Here is a 16926-nt window from a genome sequence, read left to right on the forward strand (position 1 = left end):
GTATAGCTCAGTCAGTGGCCATCTACGCCCAGCGTCCCCACGACGTACTCCACAAACCGCGCCAGCTTGGGCAGCTGCCTCCTGTCGGGCGCATAGACCAGCTGCACGGGCCGCGGCGCGGGCAGGCAGGGCTGCATCACGGGCACCAAGGCGCCGCTGGCCAGATCGTCAGCCAGTAGCACCTCGGGTTGCATGATCAGGCCCAGGCCGCGCAACGCCGCCTGGCGCAGGCCGTCGCCCTGGTTGCACACAAAGCGCGCGTTCTCGGGCCAGAAGAACTCCTCCTTGCCATCGCGCAGCGTCCATTCCACCCGGCGCTGCCACACCGAGTGGCTCAGGCACTGGTGGCGCGCCAGGTCGGCCGCGCGTTCGGGCGTGCCGTGGCGCTGCAGGTATGCGGGTGCTGCGGCAATCACCATGCGGTAGGGGCGCAGCGGGCGCGCCACCAGGCCTTCATTCACCACCTGGCCGATGCGCACGGCCACGTCAAATCCCTCGCCCGCGAGGTCCACCACGCTGTCGGTGAGCTGCAGGTCCACACGCACCTGCTCGTGGCGTTTCAGAAAGTCAGCCACCAGCGGTGCGATCACATGATTGCCCAGCGTGAAGGGTGCGCTCACCCGCAGCAGGCCCTGCGGCACGGCGCGGCTGCGCTCCACGGCCGATTCGGCCCATCGAACCTGCTCCAGCACGCGTTTGCTGTCGTCGTAGAACGCGGCGCCCACCTCGGTCAGGCTGTTCTGGCGCGTGCTGCGCTGGAACAGGCGCGCGCCGAGGTGGGTTTCGAGCTGCTGGATGTGCTTGCCCACCATCACCGCTGACACCTGCAGCTGGCGCGCGGCGGCGGCAAAGCTGCCGGCTTCGACCACGGCCACCATGACTTCCATGTTGCGCAGTTTGTCCACGACGGATTCCTAATCAATGGTTAGTACAAGAAGAACTTCAATGTACTTTATGCATTGATTGATTCGCAAAAGAATCAGGGCCTGTCTGTTCCTCCACCCTTCTTTTTTAACCTTCAAGGAAAACACCATGTCCAAGATTCTTCTCATCGGCGCCAGCGGCACCATCGGCCAGGCCGTGCAGGCCAACCTGGGCGCACGCCACGACGTGATCACCGTAGGCCGCAGCAGCGGCGAGCACCGTGCGGACTTCTCGCAGCCAGGCTCGGTCGCAAAGCTTTTCGAGGCGGTGGGCAAAGTCGATGCCATTGTGAGCACTGCAGGCAACCTGCACTTTGGCCCGCTGGCCGAGATGACAGCCGAGCAATTCAACCTGGGCCTGCAAGACAAACTGCTGGGCCAGGTGCAACTGGCGCTGGTCGGCCAGAAGTATTTGAACGATGGCGGCTCCATCACGCTGACGGCGGGCATCCTGTCGATCGAGCCCATCCGCAACGGCGCCAATGCCACGGCGGTGAACGCGGCCATCGAGGGCTTTGTGGCCGCTGCCGCCATTGAGCTGCCGCGCGGCCTGCGCATCAACGCCGTGAGCCCCACCATCCTCACCGAATCCGTGGACGTGTACGGGCCGTTCTTCCCGGGGTTCGACACGGTGTCTGCCGAGCGCGCCGCGCGCGGCTACCAGCGCAGCGTGGAAGGGGCGCAGACGGGGCGGGTGTACCGGGTGCAGTGAGCCACACCACCTGGATTTGAAAGAAAAATAGCTGCTGCCGCCCGTCGAACAATCGGCAGCAGCTATCAATTTGGTAGCTGCGGTGATCGAAGGCGCGGATCAGTCGAGACTTGCGCCCGACTCCTTCACCACCTTGCCCCACTTCACCGACTCGGCCTGGATGAAGGCGGCGAACTGCGCGGGCGTTTCGCTCATGGCTTCCGCGCCCTGGTCATTGATCTTCTTCTTCACATCGGCCTGGTTCAGCACCTTGACCAACGCGGTGTTCAGCTTGGCCAGCACTGGCGCGGGCGTGCCTGCGGGGGCAAACATGCCGAACCACGACGTGGCTTCGTAACCCGCCACACCCGCTTCGGCGATGGTGGGCACGTTGGGCAGCTCGGGTGAGCGCTTGGCGGTGGTCACGGCAATGGGCACCAGTTTGCCGCTGCGAACATGCTGGATGGCCGAGGGCATGTTGTCGAACATGATGCCGATCTGGTTGCCCAGCAGGTCGGTGACAGCGGGTGCGCTGCCCTTGTAGGGCACGTGCACCATGTCCACCTTGGCCAGGCTCTTGAACAGCTCGCCTGACAGGTGGATGGAGCTGCCGCTGCCCGACGAACCGAAGTTGAGCTTGCCGGGGTTGGCCTTGGCGTAGGCAATCAACTCGGGCACCGTCTTGAACGGCTGGGCGGGGTTGGCCACCAGCAGGTTCGGCACATTGGCCACGCGGGTCAGCGGCGCGAAGTCCTTCACGGGGTCAAACGGCATCTTCTTGTACAAGCTGGCATTGATGGCGTGCGTGCCCACCGTGCCCATGAACAGCGTGTAGCCGTCCGCCGGGGCCTTGGCAGCCATGGAGCCGCCAATGTTGCCGCCCGCGCCTGCGCGGTTGTCGACGATGACGGACTGGCCGAGTTCGGTGGTCAGCGCCTGGCCGATGATGCGCGCCAGGATGTCGGTGGTGCCACCTGCGGCAAAGGGCACGACGATGGTGACGGGCTTGCTGGGGTAGGCCTGGGCCAGCGCAGCGCTGCTGCCCAGCAGGCCAGCCCCTGCGATAGCGGCGCAGGCAGCTGCCGACAGCGCGAAGCGGCGGGTGGTGTGGATGGAACGGGTCATGGTTTGTCTCCTTCAAGAAGGTGGATGAATGAATGGGTCGGTGCCACCAGCGCTGCGTTGGTCCGCATCTGGCCGCGCCATGGCCTCAACCGGGCGCCGAAGCCTCCGGGCGAGAACGGGGGTGCGCCCCTTGCGGGGCGACAGGGAAAATCAGTTCAGGTTGCTAAACAGGCGCCACTCCCAGCGTGGTGCCGCCGCACACGTACAACACCTGCCCGGTCACGAATCCGTTGTCGGGCGAGAGGAAGAACAGCGCTGCGCGCGCCACATCGTCGGGCGTGCCCATGCGGCCCACGGCAATGCTGTTCAGGATGCGCTGCGTCTGCGGCGCACCCTCAGGGTTGCTCTGTCGGAAGAGTTCAGTCGCAATCGGGCCGGGGCCGATGGCGTTGACGGTGATGCCATCACGCCCCAGCTCCATGGCCAGCGTGCGTGTCATGCCGATCATTCCAGCCTTGGTGGCGGAGTACACGATGCGCTCGCCCTTGCCCAGCGCTGCGCGCGACGACATGTTGACGATGCGGCCCTGCCCGCTGGCGCGCAGCGTGGGCAGGAACGCTTGCACCAGCAGCATGGGCGCGCGCAGGTGCAGGCCCACCACGTCGTCGAGCTGCGCGGTGGTGGCCGTGTCGATGGTGCCGGGGCGCGTGGCGCCGGCGTTGTTCACCAGCGCCGTGACGTTGTGCTTTTCAGCGATCTCGGCGGCGCGTTCGCGGGTTGATGCCTCGTCGGTCAGGTCGCCCTGGTAAGAAGTGAGCAGCGGGTGGCTCCAGTTGGGCAGCACGTAGTCCAGGTTGACCACGGCGCGGCCCTGGGCCAGCAAGGCTTCGGCAATCGCGCAGCCGATGCCGTTGCTGGCGCCGGTGACGACCGTGACGGGAGTGCTTTTATCAATTGCGGTCACACGCGCTCCAGGATGATGGCAATGCCCTGCCCCACGCCGATGCACATGGTGCACAGCGCGTACTGGCCAGCGTGCTCGTGCAGGCGGTTGACGGCGGTGGTGACCAGGCGGGCGCCGCTGGCACCCAGCGGGTGGCCCAGCGCGATGGCGCCGCCCCAGGCGTTGACGCGTGCGTCGTCGTCCTTGATGCCCAGGGCGCGCAGCACGGCCAGACCTTGCGCGGCAAAGGCTTCGTTGAGTTCGATCACATCCAGGTGGTCGATGGTCAGACCCGTCTGCGCCAGCACCTTGAGCGTGGCGGGCGTGGGGCCATAGCCCATGATGCGCGGCGCCACACCGGCCACGGCCATGCCCACCACGCGGGCGCGGGGCTTGAGGCCGTATTTACCAGCATTGGCCTCATCGGCCAGCAGCAGCGCGCAGGCGCCATCGTTCACGCCCGATGCGTTGCCCGCCGTCACCGTGCCATCGGGCCGCACCACGCCCTTGAGCTTGGCCAGCGCTTCAATGCTGGTCTCGCGGGGGTGTTCGTCCTGGCTGACGATGATCGCATCGCCCTTTTTCTGAGGGATGTGCACGGGCACGATCTCGCGCGCCAGGTGGCCCGCCTTGATGGCAGCCACGGCGTTGAGCTGGCTGCGCAGGGCCATCTGGTCCTGAGCTTCGCGCTCAATCTTGAAGTCGGTGGCCACGTTCTCGGCGGTTTCGGGCATGGAGTCCACACCGTACTTTTCCTTCATCAGCTTGTTGACAAAGCGCCAGCCGATGGTCGTGTCATACACCGCGTTGTTGCGGCTGAAGGCCGACTCTGCCTTGGGCATGACAAAGGGGGCGCGGCTCATGCTTTCCACGCCGCCCGCGATCATCAGGCCGGCCTCGCCCGCCTTGATGGCGCGCGCTGCGGTGCCCACGGCATCGAGCCCCGAGCCGCACAGGCGGTTGATGGTGGCGCCGGGCACTTCGATGGGCAGGCCTGCCAGCAGGCTGCTCATGTGGGCCACATTGCGGTTGTCTTCACCGGCCTGGTTGGCGCAACCGTAGAGCACGTCGGTCACGGCGGCCCAATCCACGCCGGGGTTGCGGTCCATCAGCGCCTTGATGGGGATGGCACCCAGGTCGTCGGTGCGCACGCTGGAGAGCGCGCCGCCGTAGCGGCCGAAGGGGGTGCGGATGGCGTCGCAGATGAAGGCTTGGCGTTGTGGGCTCATGGTTTTGTCTCCTCGTTGCTTGGGGGTTGGATTCGGTCAGGCAGCAGCGTGGATGGGCAGGCCCACCATTTGCTCCAGCTCAGCGTGCGACAAGCCGGGCACGGTGTCGATGAGCTGCAGCCCCGTGGGCGTGCAAGCCAGTGTGCACAGATCGGTGTAGATGCGCTTCACGCAGGCGACACCGGTGATCGGGTAGGTGCATTGCGTGACGATCTTGCTCGCGCCCTGCTTGGTCAGCAGGTCCATCATGACCCAGGTCTGCTTGGCGCCAATGGCCAGGTCCATGGCGCCGCCCACGGCGGGGATGGCGCCGGGCTCGCCCGTGCTCCAGTTGGCCAGGTCGCCCGTGGCGCTGACCTGGAAGGCGCCCAGCACGCAGATATCGAGGTGCCCGCCGCGCATCATCGCGAAGCTGTCGGCATGGTGAAAGTACGCACCGCCGGGCAGCAGCGTCACCGGCTGCTTGCCGGCGTTGATGAGGTCGTAATCCTCCAGCCCCGCAGCCGGCGCGGGGCCCATGCCCAGGATGCCGTTCTCGCTTTGCAGGATGACCTCGCGGCCCGCAGGAATGTGGTTGGCCACCAAGGTCGGCTGGCCGATGCCGAGGTTGACGTAGGCGCCGTCGTGGATGTCTTGCGCCACCCGTTGTGCCAACTCGTCCTTACTACGCTTTTGATAGCTACTCACGCTTATTCCTTTTGCGCTAGAGGCCGATTTCATGCTGATTTCTTGAATCCACCGGCTTGCGTGGCGGTGCGGTCGATCTGGACCACGTGGGTCACATAGATACCGGGGGTAACGATGGATTCAGGGTCCAGCGCGCCGAGCGTGACGACCTCGTGCACGGTAGCGATCGTGGTCTTGGCAGCGGTGGCCATCACGGGGCCAAAGTTGCGGGCGGACATCCGGTACGTCAGGTTGCCCCAGCGGTCGCCCTTCTCGGCCTTGATCAGCGCCACGTCGCCATGGATGGGGTACTCCAGCACGTAGTGTTTACCGTTGATCTCGCGTGTTTCTTTGCCTGCAGCCAGCTCGGTGCCGTGCGCGGTGGGGCAGAAGAAGGCGCCGATCCCCGCGCCCGCAGCGCGCAGGCGCTCGGCCAGGTTGCCCTGAGGCACCAGTTCAAGTTCGAGCTTGCCGCTGCGGTACAGCTCGTCGAACACATAGCTGTCGACCTGGCGCGGAAAGCTGCAGATGATCTTGCGCACCTGTCCGGCCTTGAGCAGCGCGGCCAAGCCCTGATCGGCATTGCCCGCGTTGTTGTTCACCACGGTCAGGTCCCGTGCGCCCTGGGCGATGAGGCCGTCGATCAGCTCCCCCGGAATGCCGGCCGTGCCGAACCCGCCTATCAACACCGTGGCACCATCCTTCACCCCCGCAAGGGCCTGGGCCACCGAGTCCGCCAGTTTGTTGATCATTGCAACGCTTTCTTGGTTTCTCTGTTGTCTCTTTGAAATTTGTTCGCATATAGAACAAATGTTCGCTTAAAGAATTATAGTTGGCATACGTATGAATTCACAAACCCCTGAAACCAAAGACCCCAAACCGAGCGACAGCTATGTGCAGTCGTTCGCGCGCGGGCTGGAGGTGATCCGCTCGTTCAGCGCGGCCACGCCGCAGCAGACCTTGAGTGAAGTCGCCGCGCAGACAGGCCTCACGCGCGCCGGTGCGCGCCGCATCCTGCTCACGCTGCAGACGCTGGGTTATGTGGAGACGGACGGCAAGCTGTTTCGCCTGAGCCCGCGCATTCTGGATTTGGGGTTTGCGTACCTGTCCTCGCTGCCCATCTGGAACCTGGCCGAGCCGGTGATGGAAGACTTGGTGGAAGAGGTGCGCGAGTCGTCATCGGCCGCCGTGCTCGACGGCCTGGACATCGTCTATGTGCTGCGCGTGCCCACCCACAAGATCATGCGCACCACGCTGGGCGTGGGCTCGCGCCTGCCCGCGTGCTGGACGTCCATGGGCCGCATGCTACTGGCCGGGTTGCCGGACGACGAACTGCAGGCCCGGCTGCAAGGCCACCCCATGCAGCGTTTTACCGAACACACCACCACCGATGTGGATGCACTGCTGGCCCACATCCGTCAGGCGCGGCAGCAAGGCTGGTGCCTGGTGAATCAAGAACTGGAAGAGGGTTTGATATCGATTGCTGCGCCGCTGACCAACCGCACGGGGCAGACGGTGGCGGCGCTCAACATCAGCGGTCAGGCCAATCGCACTAGTGCGGCAGTGATGCAGGAGAGCCTGCTGCCCGCACTGCTGAATGCGGCCCGGACCATTTCGCGCATGATGGGCGCACCGAGGGGGTGATGAAGGGGAAGGCACACCGAGAAAAGCCGGTGATCCCCCCCCCGCAACGAGCAGCCCGTGCTAAAGCACCGACTCCCGTCTTAGTTGGAGAGGGCAAGAACCGGAGTCGTAACCCCAGTCGCTCGCCATGACAGGTGAAATCAGTTCTTGCGAAACCCCAGCACCAGCACCACGCCGCCCAGCACCATCGCACCCAGGCTCATCCACTGGGGGATATTGACGGATTCTTTTTCCTTCACGGTGAGCTCCAGCGGGCCCAGCTTGGCTTGGGTGGTGTCCTTGGTAAAGCTGAAGCCGCCGGTCAAAAACCCGGCCAGCCCCACCACCAACAACAACACACCAACGATTCGCATTGCATTCATGAAACTTCTCCCGATGCCGGGTTTGGAGGACTGCGACAAAGTGGACCCGGCTCCCGATCTTTGCGCCAGCCCAATGTAGGTGCGCCAGCGCAGGGCCAGCGTAGGACGCCGCCCCGGCGCGATGTAGCAGGCGGGCGCGATCCGAACCACCTTCCCCTGTGCGCTCCGGGCTCTTGCCCTGCGTGCTACCCTCACGCCCCATGTTCAGCCCCTCCCAAGCCGATGTGCGCCGCTTTCTGTGCGGTGTGCACGCCAAGACCCAGAGCGGCGCCCCCATGGAAGCCATCGAGACGCTGGCAAGCCTGTGGATCGCCGAGCACCCCGAGTACCACGCCGACCTGTCCGATGCAGATGCGGCCGTCACTCGTAACTACGACGAAACACCGGGGCAGACCAACCCGTTTTTGCACCTGTCGATGCACCTGTCCATCAGCGAGCAGTGCAGCATCGACCAGCCGCGCGGCATCCGCCAGGCGGTGGAGCTGCTGACGGCACGGCTCGACTCCTTGCACGACGCGCACCACGCCGCCATGGACTGCCTGGGCGAGATGCTGTGGGAGAGCCAGCGCGCAGGCCGTCCGCCCGATGGCGACGCCTACATCGCCTGCGTGCAGCGGCGTGCCACGCGGGACTGACCACCCACGCTACGTCCGCTGGCCTGTCACAACAACTTGAACGCCAGCACCGCCACCATGGTAGGTGGCAAGGCACCCAGCAGCAGCCCCAAGGGGTGGATGGCGTTGTCAGCGAACTTCTCTTTCAGGATCGCCGCGCCTGCGGGGTTGGGTGCATTGGCAATCACAGTCAGCCCCCCACCCGTTACTGCACCCGCCACCAACGCGACCTTGAACTCGTCGCTCAGGCCTTCGACCAAAGAGCCCAGGTAGGTCAGTGCAGCGTTGTCTGTGAAGGCCGTGAGCGCCGCAGCACCAAAGAACACGGCGTTGGCATCCATCTTCATGAGCACCGGTTGCAGCCACCACTGCTGCAAACCACCCAGCACCACCAGCCCGGCCAGGAAGAAAGCCACCAGCAAGGCCTCCCGCAGGATCAGCGGGTTTTGGTGGCGCTGGTAGGCCGTGGTGAACCCCATGAAAAACAGGAACAAGCCCATGAAGACTGCTGGGTGGTGCGCAAACAGCACGACAAGCCCCAGGAATACCAGATGCACCAGCATCACAGACACAGGCACGGGCGCCTCGTGCGTCGTGATCTTGCGTCCCATGTGCCCCACCTGTTGGCGAAACAGCAGCGTGGCGATACCGGCGTTGACCACCACCGCGACGGCCGCCTTCCAGCCAAAGTTGGACACCATGAACCACAGGTCCCAGTTCCACTGCGCCGCCACCATGAGCACCGGCGGCGCGGCGAACGGCGTGAGGGTGCCGCCGATCGAGATGTTGACGAACAGCACACCAATGGTCGAATACTTGAGCTTGTTCGACAAAGGCTGCGAAAACAGGATGTCACGCAGCATCAGCGCCGCCAGCGTCATCGCAGCAGGCTCGGTGATGAAGGAGCCCAGCAGCGGAACGGCCGACAACACCACAAAGTACATCGCCACACCGCGCTGAAAAGGCATGCACCTTGCCAACACCCGCACCGCAGAGCCAGCCATCTGAAGAATCGGCCGCGTAGCCGCAATCACCATGATCGCGAACACAAACAGCGGTTCGGTGAAATTGCGCGAGTCCAGGTAGGCCGTGGCCTCCTGCTTGCCGCTGATGGAGAACATGAACAGCATGAGCACCAGCGCCCAGAAGCCGAAGACCACCTCGACCTCGCCCAGCAAATGCCAGATGCCCGCATGCTTGGGCTGCGTGTGCGCCAGGCGTTCGAAATACTTGGTAGAGAAGGTGTGGAGGATGGCCAGGCCGAACAGGACGGCACCGATCATCTGGATCAGGGTGGGAGAGGAGTTCATGGGTCGCAGAAAAACCGCGTGGCGGCCCGACCAGCGCATGAACCTGCCGGGCCACCATGGCGCCGACACCCAACTTCCATTTTACCGGTGCACAGCGGCGACTCCGTGTAGGCGCAGCGCGCTTGGAACGCCGCTCACGGCATACACACAACCATGCACCCTACTCGGGAGTCGCGCTTTCCAGACAATGCGGGCACCGTACCCGGAGGCACCATGCACAGTCACCCATCCGCACAACCCTTGTCTTCACCGCCCCCTGCGCCGATCCCTGGTCCCGTGGCCTGGCTGGGCTATGGTGGCCTGCTGCCGTTTGTGGCGCTGGCGGCTGTGGGCCTGTGGGCACCCAGCACGCCCTGGTGGAGTGCGGCGCTACTGGCCTATGGCGCGGTGATTCTGAGTTTTGTGGGAGCGCTGCACTGGGGCTTCGCCATGGCGCTGAGCGGCCTCAGCAGCGCCGAGCGCACACGCTGCTTTGTGTGGAGTGTGGTGCCATCGCTGATGGCCTGGCCTGCGACGCTATTACCCCCAGCGGGAGGGGCAGCGCTTCTGGTGGCAGGCTTTGTGGTGCACCTGGTGCAAGACCATCGGCTGGCCGCACGCACATCGCTGCCGGCGTGGTACTTGCCGCTGCGCTGGCGCCTGACAACCACGGCCTGCGTGTGCCTGGCCGTGGGCGCCATGGCCGCCAGCCGCTGACGATTCGATGGCCCAGCAAAAAGCCCGCCGAAGCGGGCTTTTTATCAACGGTGGTCTGTCGTTTAACGGAAACGCGACTGGGGCACCGTGTGCAGATCACCTTCGAGGCCGCTGATGTAGTTGGACAGCGCCTTCAGCTCAGCGTTGGTGAACTGCTTTGCCACACCGCCCATGATGGCGTTGCCACGGCCCACATTGGCGTTCTTCTCCACCTTGTAGGACTTGAGGGCCACGAAGAGGTAGTCGGCATGCTGGCCGGCGATCTTGGGGTACGAGGGATCAATGGGCTTGGCGAAGTTGTCGCCGTGGCAGGACACGCAGGCGCCCTTCTTCAACAGCTCGGCCACCTGCACACTGGGTTCGCGGCCGGGCTTGGCGGGCAGTTCGGCCCCCGTCTTGCCGTGCTGTTCGTAGTAGGCCGACACGTCAGCGATGTCCTTCTCGGACAACGACTCGGCGATGCCGCGCATGGTGGGGTGCTTGCGCTCGCCCTTCTGGTAGGCGACCAGCGCTGCTGCAATGTACTTGGCGCTTTGGCCCGAGATCATGGGCACCTTGTGGATCTCAGGAAAGCTGGCCTGGTAGCCAACAATGCCGTGGCAACCAATGCACATGGCAATCTTTTGCTTGCCGGCTTCCACGTCGCCTTTGGCTTCCTGGGCATGGGACAAGGCGGTCACGGAAGCGACAGCCAGGGCAAATAGCGTGGTCAGCGTTTTGTTCATTTTGCGCGCACAATCTCGTGGAAGTTCAGCTCTGGGCTCTGATCAGCCGCCGATTATAGCCAGCGCCCTGTCAAGCCCATTCATCAACGATCCGGTGTTTTCCCCCATGAAATTCCAAGGCTCCCAGAACTACGTCGCCACCCAGGACCTGATGCTCGCCGTCAATGCCGCCATCACGCTGCAACGGCCGCTGCTCATCAAGGGCGAGCCCGGCACGGGCAAGACGATGCTGGCCGAGGAAGTGGCCCAGGCGCTGGACATGCCGCTGTTGCAGTGGCACATCAAGTCCACCACCAAGGCCCAGCAGGGCCTGTATGAATATGACGCCGTGAGTCGCTTGCGGGACAGCCAGCTCAACGACGGCGACAGCGCAGAGCGCGTGAAGAACATCCGCAACTACATCATCCAGGGCGTGCTGTGGCAAGCCTTCACGGCCGACCGGCCCGTGGCACTGCTGATCGACGAGATCGACAAGGCCGACATCGAATTCCCGAACGACCTGCTGCGCGAGATCGACCGCATGGAGTTCTACTGCTACGAAACACGCGAACTCATCAAGGCCAAGCACCGCCCGCTGGTGTTCATCACGTCGAACAACGAAAAGGAACTGCCCGACGCCTTCCTGCGCCGCTGCTTCTTCCACTTCATCAAGTTCCCCGAAGCCGACACCATGCGGCAGATCATCAACGTGCACTTCCCCACGCTCAAGAGCGAGCTGCTCAGCGTGGCGATGAAGACGTTCTATGACGTGCGCAACCTGCCGGGCCTCAAGAAGAAGCCATCGACCAGCGAACTGATCGACTGGCTCAAGCTGCTGGTGGCTGAAGACATTCCGCTCACCGCCTTGCAAAGCGCCGATAACAAGGTGGCGGTACCCCCGCTGGTGGGGGCGCTGCTCAAGAATGAACAGGACGTGAGCCTGTTCGAAAAGCTGGTGTTCATGAATCAGCGCAACCGCTGACTCCCCGGCAATGTCCCAACACCCTACCCCTTCGCTGGCAGACGGCATTGCCGACGCCATTGGTTTTGTTGGCGGCGCACTCGCCGGTTTCTGGCTGGGTCAGTGGCTGGGCATGGACATCTTTGCGCCAGGCTACGGCACCCCGGCCCTGGTGGGCATTGCCCTGGTGGGACTGGGCGGCGGCCTGGGCCTGCACGCTGCGCGGCGCTGGCAGACCAGTCGGCGCAACAAGCCCTCCAAGGATTGACGAAGAGAAAAGACCCATGGCTTTTGTAGAACCAGTCACCCTGCGCGACCGAGGCATCCGCCTGGAGCCCCTGGCGCTCTCCCACGAACACGGCTTGGCCGCCGCTGCGGCCGATGGCGAGCTGTGGAAGCTGCGCATCACCTCGGTACCCGAGCCCCAGGACACCCGCGCGTACATCGAAGCCGCCTTGAAGATGCGGGAAGACGGGAACCGCTTTGCCTTTGCCGTGGTGGATGACGCGACGGGCAAGGTGCTCGGCTCCACCAGCTACCACGACATCGTGCCCGCCGTGAAACGCGTGGAGATCGGCTGGACCTGGTACTGCCAAAGTGTGCAGCGCACCCACGTCAACACCACCGCCAAGCTCTTGATGATGGGCCACGCGTTCGACACGCTGGGCTGCCATGTGGTGGGCTGGCGCACCGACAACTACAACTTTGCATCGCAAAAAGCCATCGAACGCCTGGGCGCCAAGAAGGACGGCGTGCTGCGCGGCCACGCGCTGCGCCGCGACGGCACCATTCGCGACACGGTGATGTACAGCATGCGCGCAGGCGAGTGGCCCGAGGCGCGTGCGCAACTGCTATACCTGCTCAATCGAAACAACTGAGCAAACATGTCAAAGAGTGACCACGCAGCCCCCGGAGGCATTGAAAAAGACGAGGAAAACTTGTTTGCTAAGGGGTTTGCACTGGCGCTTACCTTGACGCTACTGGTACTCCTTTTTGGTGCGGTAGTAGCGCAACTTGCGCCTCACATACCGCCAAGCATCAAAGCAATCAAGAAGCTCGGTGAAGTGGGCGATTTCGTCGGGGGGATGCTGAATCCAGTGATATCTGGGTGCACGTTGGTTGTTGCATTCGCAGTCTGGCGACTGCAAAAAACAGAACTTACGGAAACCCAAAGAGAGCTCCAAATTCAGCGTGGACAGCAGAGATTTTTTGATCTTCTGAACGTTTACCACCGCACTGTTGACTCAATATCAAGCAGCTATGTCAGACCTGTTAACAGACTAGCAAAAGACCCAATGAAGAGCATGCAAGAAGTAGGCAGCATGTATGAACAAGTTGGCTCCGAGCACATCACATTGATAGGAAAAGCTGCTCTTGCTCGTGAAAGAGAAAATTTAGAAGCGGGTGAACCCCACGAGTATTTTGACGATGAATATCCGACAATTAATTGGAAGTCAACTGTGGCCAAAGCCGCAGCTCTAGGTTCGACTGGTAGTGCCGAGGCCTTAGCTAAATTGCAGCAAGAGTGGATTTTCGCTCAATCTTCTTTAGTTCTCTCTCATTATTTCAGGACCTTCCGCCTTTTGTTGAATGAGGCAGAGTCGCTATTGGGCAGTGAAGAACATCGTCGATATGTTGCAATTTTCATTGCGCAATTGTCGGATGATGAATTAATGCTTATCGGCTACTACCTGTGGTTAGACCCACATGGCAACGAGCTACTACCTATGGCTAAGCAATATGGCCTGCTTCAAAGTATTTCCGATCACGGCAGAAATATTTTTACTGCTGTTTTACCGCTAGAAGTGTTTGCGGCATAAGCGCACTGCAGGAAAACTATCATGCTCATCGACTTCTTCTACACCCTGCGCTCGGCCAAGTTGCCCGTGTCGGTTAAGGAATACCTCACCCTGCTCGAAGCCCTGCAGGCCGGTGTGGTAGGCCCCAAGTCGGATGACGCATGGAGCCTGGACGACTTCTACAACCTCTCGCGCCTCACGCTGGTCAAGGACGAGAAGCACTACGACAAGTTCGACCGGGCCTTTGGCGCCTACTTCAAGGGCGTGGAGATGGTGGCCGACTTCACCAAGGAGATCCCGGCCGACTGGCTGCGCAAGATCCTGGAGAACGAGCTCACGCCCGAGCAGAAAGCCGCCATCGAGAAGATGGGCTGGGACGAGCTGATGGAGACGCTGAAGAAGCGCCTCGAAGAACAAAAGGAGCGCCACGAAGGCGGCAACAAGTGGATCGGCACCGGTGGCACCAGCCCGTTCGGCCACGGCGGCTACAACCCGCAGGGCGTGCGCATTGGTGGCGCGGGCAAGAACAAGAGCGCGGTGAAGGTGTGGGAGCAGCGCGCCTACAAGGACTACGACGACCAGCAGGAGCTGGGCACGCGCAACATCAAGGTGGCGCTGCGCCGCCTGCGCAAGTTTGCGCGCGAGGGGCATGAGCTGGAGCTGGACCTGCCCGACACCATCCGCAGCACGGCCGCCAACGCGGGCTACCTGGACATCAAGATGGTGCCCGAGCGTCACAACAACGTGAAGGTGCTGCTGCTGATGGACGTGGGCGGCACCATGGACGAACACATCCAGCGGGTGGAAGAGCTGTTCAGCGCGGTCAAGAGCGAGTTCAAGCACCTGGAGTTCTATTACTTCCACAACTGCGTGTACGACTTCATGTGGAAGAACAACCGCCGCCGCTTCGCCGAGAAGTTTCCGACCCTGGACATCATCCGCAAGTACAACAAAGACTACAAGCTGATCTTTGTGGGCGACGCGACCATGAGCCCCTACGAAATCCTGCAGCCCGGCGGCAGTGTGGAATACAACAACGAGGAAGCGGGCGCCGAGTGGATTCAGCGCCTCACGCACGCCTTCCCCAAGTTTGCGTGGATCAACCCCGAGCCCCAGGGCGTGTGGCAGTACCGCCAGAGCATCAGCATCATCCAGCAACTGGTGAGCAACCGCATGTACCCGCTGTCGCTCAAGGGGCTGGAAGAGACCATGCGGCTGCTGTCGAAGTAGGCGGGATGGGGCCCCAGCGCTTTGGAGCCCATCGCGCGGAACTGTCTGACACGACGGGGCTGTTTTTGGGTGCATAGTGGCGGTGGGCCGGTTTTGCAGCCAGCCCCAACCACCCAAACCACCTTCTCCTGCCGTGCCTTTTTGCGTCCTGCGCCCCACTGCCCTTTTCTCAACGCCGGCCCCATGGTCGGCGTTGCTGCTTTTCAGCATGCTGTGCCTGCAGGGCTGCAGCCTGCTGCCGCGCGGTGAGGATAGCGAGAGCACAGGCTCGGCGCCTACCCCGGCCATTGCCGAATCGGGCACGCCCTCTTTCGCTGTTCAGGTCAACGCCCCCGCCAACGTGCGCGAGACGCTGGAGCGCCACCTGGAGCTGCAGCGCTTTCGCCACCTGCCCGATCTCCACGCCAACGAGCTGCAGCGCCTGCTGGGCGCAGCCGATGCCAACGCCCGCGAACTGTTGGGCACGATGGGCTACTTTGCACCCACCATCACGGTGGAACTGACCGAAACGCCCGACAGCAAGGCTGCCCCGCGCACGGTGGTGGTCACGGTGCAGCCCGGCCCGCAGACCCGCATTGCCAGCGCGGACATCGACTTCACTGGCAACACGGGCGGTACGGACAGCTCCAGCGCGGAGCAACCAACAGAAGAAACCGGTACCAGCGCCAGCATCCGCCAGCAGCAGCGCGTGCAGCGCAACTGGTCCCTGCAGCCAGGCCAGCCGTTCACCCAGTCTGCCTGGGACTCGGCCAAGAACGACGGTCTGCGCCAGCTGCAGGCGCGCCGGCACCCCACCGCCCGCATCGCCAGCAGCCGGGCCGAGATCGATGCCGACCAACACGCGGCAAAGCTCAGCGTGACCTACGAGCCCGGCCCGCCCTACCGCTTCGGGCCGCTACGGGTAGAGGGCAGCCAGCGCTACGACCCCGACGGCGCCCGGCGCCTGGCGCGCCTGCCCACAGGCGCGGTGTATGACGAGGCCGAACTGCTCGACGCCCAGCTGCGGCTGGCCAGCAGCGGTTACTACGATTCGGTGTTCCTCACGCTCGACACCGAGGGCACTGACCCGCAGGCCGCGCCCGTGGTGGCCCAGGTGCGTGAGGCACCGATGCAAAAGCTGGTGTTCGGCCCCGGCTTCTCGACGGACAGCGGCGCGCGCCTGTCGCTGGAGCACATCCACAACCAGTTGCCCGTCATCGGTTGGCGCGCGGTGAGCAAGCTCTCGCTGGACCGCGAGACCAAACACGCCAGCAGCGAATGGACCGACCTGCCCAACAACAACGGCTGGCGCTGGTTTGCAGGCGCCCAGCTGCAGCGCGAGGCGACGGGCGACTACGACGTCAACAGCGGGCGCGTGCGCTATGGCCGCAGCAAAAGCACCAAGAACATCGACCGCAACTACTTCCTGCAGTACGACTACGCCAACAGCCAGGGGCTTGCCACCAACGTACAGTCGCCGTCCGACACCAGCACGGCCCTGAGCGTGAACTACGGCTGGACGGGCCGCTACTTCAACAGCGCCACCGCCCCCACGCGCGGCCATGGCATCGCCGTGGAGCTGGGGCTGGGCACCACGCTGCGGCCTGAGCGCGACCCGTTTGCGCGCACCCTGGTGCGCTGGCAGTCGTTCATCCCTGCAGGCCGCGTGCAGGACGCCGCTGGTGTGGGCCGCAGCGCCCGCGTGGCCTTGCGCGCAGAGGGCGGGGCCGTGCTGGCGCGCGATGGCGCGCAGATCCCTGTCACCCAACTCTTCCTGACCGGGGGTGACACCACCGTGCGTGGCTACGGCTACCGCAGCATCGGTGCCCGCACCGACAACGGCCAGCTCTACGGCGGCCGCTACCTGGCCGTGGGCAGCGTTGAATGGCAGCGCCCCATCGTCTACCAGGGCGCCATGACCGACTGGGAGAGCACGCTGTTCGTGGATGCTGGCGCGGTGGCCGACCGCCTGGGCGACCTGGACCCGCGCGTGGGCATTGGCGCTGGCGTGCGCTGGCGCAGCCCTGTGGGGCCGCTGCAGGCCGACCTGGCCTATGGCGTGAAAACCAAGGAGGTGCGGCTGCACCTGCGGCTGGGGTTCAGCTTCTGA

The 16926-nt window shown here is 63.7% G+C and carries 19 protein-coding genes; 10 read left to right on the top strand and 9 right to left on the bottom strand.

Translation table 11 applies throughout. From position 1 onward, the window contains the following. Positions 1-11 precede the first annotated feature (11 nt). On the bottom strand, positions 12-905 hold the full coding sequence (locus EXV95_RS11090; protein ID WP_176886841.1) for a LysR family transcriptional regulator: 894 nt from the start codon (positions 903-905) through the stop codon (positions 12-14). Positions 906-1032: 127 nt separating this feature from the next. On the opposite strand from EXV95_RS11090, the gene EXV95_RS11095 reads away from it, so the two are divergent. After that, positions 1033-1635: a short chain dehydrogenase gene (locus EXV95_RS11095; RefSeq protein WP_176886842.1), complete on the top strand. Its 603-nt coding sequence runs from the start codon at positions 1033-1035 to the stop codon at positions 1633-1635. Between the two features lie 99 nt (positions 1636-1734). Here EXV95_RS11095 and EXV95_RS11100 read toward each other — a convergent pair whose 3' ends face one another. From EXV95_RS11100 to EXV95_RS11120, 5 genes are all read right to left on the bottom strand, one after another. Then, positions 1735-2739: a tripartite tricarboxylate transporter substrate binding protein gene (locus EXV95_RS11100; protein WP_176886843.1), complete on the bottom strand. Its 1005-nt coding sequence runs from the start codon at positions 2737-2739 to the stop codon at positions 1735-1737. 163 nt (positions 2740-2902) lie between these two features. Next, positions 2903-3634 carry an SDR family NAD(P)-dependent oxidoreductase gene (locus tag EXV95_RS11105; protein WP_370460263.1) on the bottom strand — a complete coding sequence of 244 codons (732 nt, stop codon included), beginning with the start codon at positions 3632-3634 and terminating at the stop codon, positions 2903-2905. A gap of 5 nt (positions 3635-3639) precedes the next feature. Further along, on the bottom strand, positions 3640-4851 hold the full coding sequence (gene pcaF, locus EXV95_RS11110; protein ID WP_176886845.1) for a 3-oxoadipyl-CoA thiolase: 1212 nt from the start codon (positions 4849-4851) through the stop codon (positions 3640-3642). Between the two features lie 36 nt (positions 4852-4887). Continuing rightward, positions 4888-5538, bottom strand: coding sequence for a 3-oxoacid CoA-transferase subunit B (locus EXV95_RS11115; RefSeq protein ID WP_176886846.1), 651 nt, complete (start codon positions 5536-5538; stop codon positions 4888-4890). Between the two features lie 29 nt (positions 5539-5567). Then, entirely contained in the window at positions 5568-6269 is a 702-nt protein-coding gene (locus EXV95_RS11120; protein ID WP_176886847.1) for a 3-oxoacid CoA-transferase subunit A, read from the bottom strand. 91 nt (positions 6270-6360) lie between these two features. On the opposite strand from EXV95_RS11120, the gene EXV95_RS11125 reads away from it, so the two are divergent. Beyond that, entirely contained in the window at positions 6361-7161 is an 801-nt protein-coding gene (locus EXV95_RS11125) for an IclR family transcriptional regulator (RefSeq protein WP_176886848.1), read from the top strand. A 140-nt stretch (positions 7162-7301) separates the two neighbouring features. On the opposite strand, the gene EXV95_RS11130 is transcribed toward EXV95_RS11125, so the two are convergent. After that, a complete protein-coding gene (locus EXV95_RS11130; RefSeq protein ID WP_176886849.1) occupies positions 7302-7523 on the bottom strand; it encodes a hypothetical protein in 222 nt (73 codons plus the stop codon). Positions 7524-7723: 200 nt separating this feature from the next. On the opposite strand from EXV95_RS11130, the gene EXV95_RS11135 reads away from it, so the two are divergent. Next, positions 7724-8158 (top strand): DUF1841 family protein, encoded by a 435-nt coding sequence (locus EXV95_RS11135; RefSeq protein WP_176886850.1) that lies wholly within the window; start codon positions 7724-7726, stop codon positions 8156-8158. A 26-nt stretch (positions 8159-8184) separates the two neighbouring features. Here EXV95_RS11135 and EXV95_RS11140 read toward each other — a convergent pair whose 3' ends face one another. Further along, complete coding sequence (locus tag EXV95_RS11140; protein ID WP_218135486.1) at positions 8185-9447, bottom strand: putative Na+/H+ antiporter; 1263 nt, start codon at positions 9445-9447, stop codon at positions 8185-8187. Between the two features lie 240 nt (positions 9448-9687). Here EXV95_RS11140 and EXV95_RS11145 point away from each other — a divergent pair, with 240 nt between their 5' ends. Continuing rightward, on the top strand, positions 9688-10143 hold the full coding sequence (locus EXV95_RS11145; protein ID WP_255484980.1) for a DUF3429 domain-containing protein: 456 nt from the start codon (positions 9688-9690) through the stop codon (positions 10141-10143). Between the two features lie 62 nt (positions 10144-10205). Here EXV95_RS11145 and EXV95_RS11150 read toward each other — a convergent pair whose 3' ends face one another. After that, a complete protein-coding gene (locus tag EXV95_RS11150) occupies positions 10206-10868 on the bottom strand; it encodes a cytochrome c (RefSeq protein WP_055401586.1) in 663 nt (220 codons plus the stop codon). Positions 10869-10974: 106 nt separating this feature from the next. Here EXV95_RS11150 and EXV95_RS11155 point away from each other — a divergent pair, with 106 nt between their 5' ends. The 6 genes from EXV95_RS11155 to EXV95_RS11180 all read left to right on the top strand — a co-directional run bounded on the left by EXV95_RS11155 (position 10975) and on the right by EXV95_RS11180 (position 16926). Next, positions 10975-11829 carry a MoxR family ATPase gene (locus EXV95_RS11155; RefSeq protein WP_055401588.1) on the top strand — a complete coding sequence of 285 codons (855 nt, stop codon included), beginning with the start codon at positions 10975-10977 and terminating at the stop codon, positions 11827-11829. A gap of 10 nt (positions 11830-11839) precedes the next feature. Further along, a complete protein-coding gene (locus tag EXV95_RS11160) occupies positions 11840-12076 on the top strand; it encodes a hypothetical protein (protein WP_055401590.1) in 237 nt (78 codons plus the stop codon). 16 nt (positions 12077-12092) lie between these two features. Beyond that, positions 12093-12686 (top strand): GNAT family N-acetyltransferase, encoded by a 594-nt coding sequence (locus EXV95_RS11165; RefSeq protein ID WP_176886853.1) that lies wholly within the window; start codon positions 12093-12095, stop codon positions 12684-12686. Positions 12687-12692: 6 nt separating this feature from the next. Continuing rightward, positions 12693-13628, top strand: a complete 936-nt coding sequence (locus tag EXV95_RS11170; protein WP_176886854.1) for a putative phage abortive infection protein — start codon at positions 12693-12695, stop codon at positions 13626-13628. Positions 13629-13649: 21 nt separating this feature from the next. Next, on the top strand, positions 13650-14837 hold the full coding sequence (locus EXV95_RS11175) for a VWA domain-containing protein (RefSeq protein ID WP_055401594.1): 1188 nt from the start codon (positions 13650-13652) through the stop codon (positions 14835-14837). Positions 14838-15045: 208 nt separating this feature from the next. After that, a complete protein-coding gene (locus tag EXV95_RS11180; RefSeq protein ID WP_176886855.1) occupies positions 15046-16926 on the top strand; it encodes an autotransporter assembly complex family protein in 1881 nt (626 codons plus the stop codon).

Origin of the sequence: Acidovorax sp. JMULE5 (assembly GCF_013376875.1) — a bacterium.
GTDB classification, from domain to species: Bacteria; Pseudomonadota; Gammaproteobacteria; order Burkholderiales; family Burkholderiaceae_C; genus Acidovorax; species Acidovorax facilis.